We start from the raw sequence: 4543 nt of genomic DNA on the forward strand, positions 1-4543 counted from the left end.
GGGTCCGGCTCGCCGCCGGACACGACGGCACCCTCCTCGGCGTCGGCCACGAGGTCACCACCCACACCTCCCGCGTCAAGGAGTTCGTCGAGCAGGCCGGCGTGCCCGCCCGGGTGATGTACGCGTCACCGCACGGCCTCACCGACCACCACGTCGTGCCCCTGGACGTCCCCACCCCCTCCTGGATGCGCGCCCCGGGCGAGGCGCCCGGCATGTACGCGCTGGAGTCGGCGATGGACGAGCTGGCCGAGGCCCTGGGCATGGACCCGGTCGAGCTGCGGGTGCGCAACGAGCCCGCCACCGAACCCGACAGCGGTCTGCCCTTCAGCAGCCGCAACCTCGTCGCCTGTCTCCGCGAGGGCGCCCGCCGGTTCGGCTGGGCCGACCGCGACCCGCGTCCCGCCGCCCGCCGTGAGGGCAGATGGCTCACCGGTACGGGGGTCGCCGCGGCCACCTACCCGGTGCTCGTCTCCCCGTCCACCGCCACCGCCACCGCCCTCCGCGACGGCGGCTACGACATCCGCGTCAACGCCACCGACATCGGCACCGGTGCCCGGACCGTCCTCGCCCAGATCGCCGCCGACACCCTCGGTGTCGCCGTCGGCTCGGTGACGATCGGCATCGGCAGCACCCGTCTGCCCCGCGCCCCGCTCGCCGGCGGTTCGTCCGGCACCGCCTCCTGGGGCTGGGCCGTGCACCAGGCCTGCACCCACCTCGCCGAGAGGCTGGCCCGGCACACCGGCCCCCTGCCCGCCGAGGGCGTCACCGCCTCCGCCGACACCACCGAGGAGGCCGGGCGGACCCCGCCGTTCGCCCGTCACGCCTTCGGCGCCCACTTCGCGGAGGTGCAGGTCGACACCGGCACCGGGGAGGTGCGGGTGCGGCGGCTCCTCGGGGTCTACGCCGCCGGGCGGATCCTCAACCCGCGTACCGCCCGTTCCCAGTTCATCGGCGGCATGGTCATGGGACTGGGCATGGCCCTCACCGAGCACAGCACGGCGGACCCGGCCTTCGGGGGCTTCGCCGAACGGGACCTGGCCTCCTACCACGTACCGAGCCACGCCGACGTGCCGGAGGTCGACGCGCACTGGGTCGACGAGGACGACCCCCACCTCAACCCCATGGGCAGCAAGGGCATCGGGGAGATCGGCATCGTCGGCACCCCGGCCGCCATCGGCAACGCCGTGCACCACGCCACCGGCGTCCGCTTCCGCGAGCTGCCGCTCACCCCGGACCGGGTACTGCCCGCTCTCCGGTAGCCCTTGGCACAGCGACGGTGTTTGCCGTGACCGATGGCCAGGTCAGGGGTGGTGCCCGCGTCGTCCGCGGTGACCGGTGCGGGCTAAGGGTTGTCCCGTAATGATCTTAGAGTCGCCTCGTGCAAGCGGGCCGGCCACCCTGCTGCCTACGACCTATCCGGTGAGGGCGAGGTTGTGCATCCGGGCGATGCCGGGCATGGCGTGGTGGACACCGTCGCCCTTGAGGCGGCAGTCGCGGAGGATCTTCCAGGTCTTCATGCGGGCGAAGACGTGCTCGACCCGGGCCCGGACCTGCTTGTGGGACTTGTTGTGCTCCTCCTTCCAGTCCGGGAGCTGGCTCCGGCCTCGCTGTCGGCGGTGGGGGATGACGAGTCCAGTGCCTGGATAGCCGCCGTCGGCGATCGTGAGGGTCTTGCCGACGGCGGCCTTGACGCCGGATTCCTCCCACGCCTTGCAGTCGTTGCGGTTCCCGGCGAGTGGCCGGCCGACCACGACCAGGCGGGTGTCGGTGTCGACTCTGCAGGCTGCTCCGCACTCGGAGCCGAGATCTTTGCGGGACAGACCTTAGTCGTGGTGGCAGCGAGGACCGCCCCTTCTCGCAGGTAGCGCGCGAGGGACTGCTCGTCCTGGTCTCCTTCGTCACGTACGGCAGCATGAAGCGAGGGCCCGTCAGGCCGGGCGTGACCGAGTTCCCGGAGATCGCCGACGAAGCGGTCCGAGACGGATGGCTGGTTGCTGCTCATGCCTCGGGGGCCTAGCCACCCGAGCCGTAGGTCCTCCTGGCCTTTTCCGGGGCCGGGACTGTGCGGGCCTGCGCTGCGTCCTCGATCTCCACCGGGAAGGCGGCTGACTCGTCGAAGCGCTGTCCGCGCTGGAGGCAGTGGTAGAGCTGTCCGATCATGCGGTTGGAGAGGTTGCGCTGGGCGGCTGTGTGCCAGTCGTCCGGACGGTCTGCATCCTCCGGAGCGGCGGCGCTGAGGGAGAAGTGATACCGGGCGGCCCTGCGGCGAGCTGAGCTGCCGCCCATCTCGGCCGCCGAAACCGACGCGATGCGGTCTCGGGGGACAACGTGTTGCTCGTCCGGGCAAAGCACGCGCCGGCGCCCGACCGCGAGGGGGTCGGGTCACGGCCACTCCCGGTTGAGCCCTCGCGGGTCTTCAAGCGTGTCGGTGTGAAAGCTTCTGTGTCCTCACCATTCGGTGAGGTCCACCACCCGCGCGCAGTGCGGGTCGGTCGCGTCCTCCGTCATGCGTTCCGCTTCGGTGATCAGGGATGGCAGGGCCGCGAGGAGGGCCGTGACCGCACCGGACAGTTGTACGTCTGCCGCGATCACCCCGGAGGCGTCCTCCGTGTCGAGGTACAGACGGAGCCGGTTCTGCCCCAGGAAGAGGAACCCGCGCAGACGCGGGTCCGGCTGGTCCTCGGTGAAGGGGTGGGCCAGGGAACGCAGGATGGTCAGAGCGTTGTCGTCCGGGGTGGGGTCCGCCACTTCGGCGGTGGCGGCATCCACGCGGACAAGGGTCATGCCCATCACCGTGCCGACGCGGTTGCTCGGGTAGACGTGGGTGCCGGCGTGGAGGGCGCGGAGGATGCCGGTGATGTCGTGAGCGGTGACGACGTGGTCGTCCGCGTGGAGGGGGATCTCGTAGGCCACCAGGTCGTCTGGGGCGTAGGCGTTCTCGGGGCCGGTGGCGATGCGGACGGCTTCGGCAGCCGTGGGGGCCGGTAGGACGCCCCGGATGTACTGGCCGCCGGTGAGGGGTGCCTGGATGTGATGGAACAGCAGGCGGGTGATGTCCGCCTGCTGTTCCGCGATCTCTTCTTCGTGCATGGATGTCACTCGTTGACCCAGTCGGGGCACTTGTTCATGCCCTTGCAGTAGGCGGTGATGACGCCGATCTTCTGACCTCTCCCGGCATCGTACCGACCGTCCGCGGTCTTCTGTGCGTACTGCGCGATGACGATGATCTTTACCTGGCGTCCGCCGTTGATTGCGTAGCCCCAGTACTCCAGGCGAGTACCGCTCACCTTGTCGGGCTTTTCCGTTGAGGGGCCCGTTGACCACCTTGCACTTCTTGATGTTGTGTTTGCCGGAGAAGTGGTTCCAGCCGAGTTCCCCATTACCGAAGCGCGTAGGTACAACCCTGCCGTCCCAGTCCCTCTGCTCATACTTCTCGCTCTTGTTCCAGTAGGGGGCGGCATGCGCGGAAGTGGCGGGACCGACCAAAAGAGATGCTGTCCCGAGGGCTACTCCGGCGAGCGTTGCGATCTTCTTCATGGCTGTCACCGTGGCATTTCGGTGGCTGCCCGTCTCACCGAATTGACGTCGAGCGGATGATTTCGGCCATCGATTGTCGGGGTGCACCCGTCTGTGCTCAGGCGGGTGCAGGCGAAACGCGCCCATTGCCGAATCCCTCCGGCCTCGTGCAGCCTGGTCAGCACTGTGCAGGGGGGGCGAATGGGAGCGCGTTGCCGTCGTCCATGGCCCGGGGAGATGCTCCACCACCGCCGCAGCCGCGTCCTCGTCCTGCTCAGCGAACCCATGCCATGCTTCGGAGTCTCATCAACCAGATACACAGGGCTGTTGGCCAGGGAGGATGCGCTCTTCACGCGCCACGAATCTTCGCGGAGTCGCGCACCCTCCGTCCCGCAGGTGTCGTTGGTCTTCGGGGAGGAGGAGCGGTGAGGGATACGGAGGGGCTTCCGGGGCTGATCCGGAGCCGGTATCGGGCGGGCGCGAGTATGGCGACGATCGCGCGGGAGTTCGGAGTGTCGACGTCGACGGTGCGACGTCATCTACCGGTGGGGGAGCGGCGGGATGCGGCGGCTGCCGCTCGGTCGGCTCTACGGCGTGCACCCCTCCACGATCCGCCGGAGGATCCCCGACGGCCTGATCCGCACCGGTGGCTCGACCGGGCGGTCCGGAGGCCGCCGGGTGCTTCCCGATGGGGAGATCCGCCGGCGGTATGGGGCGGGGGAGAGCTTCTCCGCTCGCCCGCGAGTTCGGAGTGTCTTCCTGGACCATCCGGGCCAGGATTCCTGCCCCCGAGCGGCGTCAGCCCGGCCCGAAGGCCGAAGTCCGGCCGAGTCGTCCGGCGCCGGACCCGAAGCAGAGGGTGGCCAGCCGCCGGAAGGCGCTGGTGATTCCGGACAAGGAGCTCCTCGCGCGGTACCGGGCCGGGGAGTCCGCGACGGCTCTCGCCCGTGAGGCCGGCGTCAGCTGCAACACGATCCTGCGCCGCATCCCTGAGGCCGAACACCGCGACCACCGCCAGGCGCAGGAG

4 protein-coding genes and 1 pseudogene are annotated in these 4543 nt (G+C 69.9%); 1 reads left to right on the forward strand and 4 read right to left on the reverse strand.

The annotated features are described in order from the left end of the window. The coding region (locus tag RIF68_RS28220) for a xanthine dehydrogenase family protein molybdopterin-binding subunit (protein ID WP_309054125.1) at positions 1 to 1259 on the forward strand (1259 nt) is incomplete at its 5' end. A 153-nt stretch (positions 1260 to 1412) separates the two neighbouring features. Here the strand turns inward: RIF68_RS28220 and RIF68_RS28225 are convergent. The 4 genes and pseudogenes from RIF68_RS28225 to RIF68_RS28240 all read right to left on the reverse strand — a co-directional run. Further along, a pseudogene (locus RIF68_RS28225) lies at positions 1413 to 1775 on the reverse strand (transposase); the annotation flags it as partial. Between the two features lie 238 nt (positions 1776 to 2013). Further along, positions 2014 to 2286, reverse strand: coding sequence for a hypothetical protein (locus RIF68_RS28230; protein ID WP_375165749.1), 273 nt, complete (start codon positions 2284 to 2286; stop codon positions 2014 to 2016). 162 nt (positions 2287 to 2448) lie between these two features. Next, a complete protein-coding gene (locus RIF68_RS28235; protein ID WP_309054126.1) occupies positions 2449 to 3090 on the reverse strand; it encodes a hypothetical protein in 642 nt (213 codons plus the stop codon). Positions 3091 to 3095: 5 nt separating this feature from the next. Next, positions 3096 to 3287 carry a hypothetical protein gene (locus RIF68_RS28240; RefSeq protein WP_309054127.1) on the reverse strand — a complete coding sequence of 64 codons (192 nt, stop codon included), beginning with the start codon at positions 3285 to 3287 and terminating at the stop codon, positions 3096 to 3098. Positions 3288 to 4543 lie beyond the last annotated feature (1256 nt).

The organism is Streptomyces sp., assembly GCF_031178505.1.
GTDB classification, from domain to species: Bacteria; Actinomycetota; Actinomycetes; order Streptomycetales; family Streptomycetaceae; genus Streptomyces; species Streptomyces gulbargensis.

Coding starts and splice junctions, on each gene's coding strand:
- RIF68_RS28230 (WP_375165749.1), bottom strand. CDS start 2,286: ATGGGCGGCAGCTCAGCTCGCCGCAGGGCCGCCCGGTATCACTTCTCC.
- RIF68_RS28235 (WP_309054126.1), bottom strand. CDS start 3,090: ATGCACGAAGAAGAGATCGCGGAACAGCAGGCGGACATCACCCGCCTG.